This window comes from Streptomyces sp. NPDC059909, assembly GCF_042730885.1.
GTDB lineage: Bacteria > Actinomycetota > Actinomycetes > Streptomycetales > Streptomycetaceae > Streptomyces.
Genome location: NZ_JBHWKX010000197.1, coordinates 1 through 1,986, shown reverse-complemented (window position 1 = coordinate 1,986; position 1,986 = coordinate 1). Strand labels below are relative to the sequence as shown.

General features: G+C 66.4%; 1 protein-coding gene. It reads left to right on the top strand.

Going from position 1 to position 1,986, the window contains the following annotated elements:
• Positions 1 to 151: 151 nt before the first annotated feature.
• Positions 152 to 1,873, top strand: coding sequence for an IS1634 family transposase (locus ACFV9O_RS40130; protein WP_385427986.1), 1,722 nt, complete (start codon positions 152 to 154; stop codon positions 1,871 to 1,873).
• Positions 1,874 to 1,986 lie beyond the last annotated feature (113 nt).

The following is a 1,986-nucleotide window of genomic DNA, read 5'->3' as shown; positions in this document are numbered from 1 at the left end:
GTAATTCGGGGGGTCTGGAGTCCATCCCGGGCTGAAGGTGCAGGTCAGCGGGTTGAGGGCTGGTGACGCGGGCGGATTTGCCTAGAGACGCGATTTTGCGGATTCGCCTGCGTTGACCTGGAGTTGCTCCGTAGGGTCTGGAGTCGTGTATGTGAAGACGACGAAGCGGGAGAACAAGTCCGGCACGGTCCGGTACCTGCACCTGGCCCACAACGAGTGGGATCCGGTGAAGGGCCGGGCGGTCCCGAAGGTCCTGTTCACGTTCGGCCGTGAGGACGACCTCGACCGGGACGCGGTGAAGCGCCTGGTCGCGTCTCTATCGAGGCTGCTGGAGCCGGGTGAGGCACTGGCGTCGACGGCGACGGGTGACCTGGAGTTCGTCTCGTCGGTCCCGTTCGGCGGCACCTATGCCCTCGATCATCTCTGGCGGCGGCTGAGGATCGACAGGATCGTGGGGCAGGTGGGGCAGCCCAAGCGGGGCCGGCGCCGGGACATGTCGGTGACCGAGCGAGTGCTGTTCTCCCTGGTTGCGAACCGGGCCCTGGCTCCGTCGTCCAAGCTGGCTGCCGCGGACTGGGTCACGCACGACGTGCATGTCGAGGGCCTGCCGGCCACCGACGACGACGCCTGCTACCGGGCGATGGACTGGCTCCACGAGGTGACCGACGACCTGGAGAAGCGGGTGTTCGACGAGGTCGCGAACCTCCTCAACCTCGAGGTCGACCTGCTGTTCTTCGACACCACCAGCACCTACTTCGAGCTGGAGGAGGCCGACGAACCCGTCGCCCGCGACGACAAGGGCCGCCTCCTGACGGACGACCGCCCACCCGCTGAAGAGGACGGCGAGAGCGCGGATCAGGCCGGGTTCCGCACCTTCGGCAAGTCGAAGGACTCCCGCGATGACCTGCCGCAGATCGTGATCGGGATGGCCGTCACGAGGGACGGGATCCCGGTCCGTGTCTGGTCCTGGCCCGGCAACACCGGTGACCAGAAGCTGATCCGGCAGGTCAAGGACGACATGCGGGACTGGACCCTCAGCAAGATCGTGTGGGTCACCGACCGGGGATTCTCCAGCGAACGCAACCGCCGCTACCTCCGCCAGGGCGACCATGCCTACATCGTCGGCGAGAAACTCCGCTCCGGCAGCCCGGAGGTGAAGGCCGCCCTGTCCCGCCAGGGCCGCTACGGCGAGATCGCCGGGAACATACGCGTCAAGGAGGTGCGGATCTGTGACACCGAACGGTTCGTGATCTGCCACAACCACGAAGCCGCCACCCGTGACCAGCACATACGCGAACAGCTCGTCTCCCAGCTCACGACCCTGATCGAAGACACCGACAAGCTCAGCGACTTCAAGCGTGGCGAGCTCCGCGGCAAGATCGCCGACAAGCCCGGCCTCAACCGCTACCTCCGCACCACCCCGGCCGGCAAGCTCCGCATCGACACCGCGAAGATCAAGGCCGAGGAGAACCTCGACGGCAAGTACCTGCTGCGATGCTCCGACCCGGACCTGTCCGCGGAGGACATCGCGCTCGGCTACAAGCAGCTCCTCGAAGTCGAGCGAGGCTGGCGGGACATGAAGCAGATCATCGACCTGCGGCCCGTCTACCACCGGCTCGAGGAACGCATACGCGCACACGTCGTCCTCTGCTGGCTCGCCCTCCTACTGATCCGCATCATCGAGACCACCGCCGGCGCGACCTGGACGACCGTCCGCCGTGAGGTCGACCGACTCCACCTCGGCACCTTCACCGGCCCCACCGGCCTGTTCCGGCAAGTCACCACTCTCACCAAGCCCCAGACCGACCTCCTGGCCAAGCTCGGCATCCCCGCACCGAAGCAGATCATCGCCCTCGAACCCGCACCCCGCTGACCAGCACGAACACCAGCGCCTAGAGAAACGCCTCTCAGGCGCCCTCACCCATGTCCGCGCAGGTCAGACCCCAGATTAGTGACTCTAGGACGCTGAATTACGCGGAACGCAGG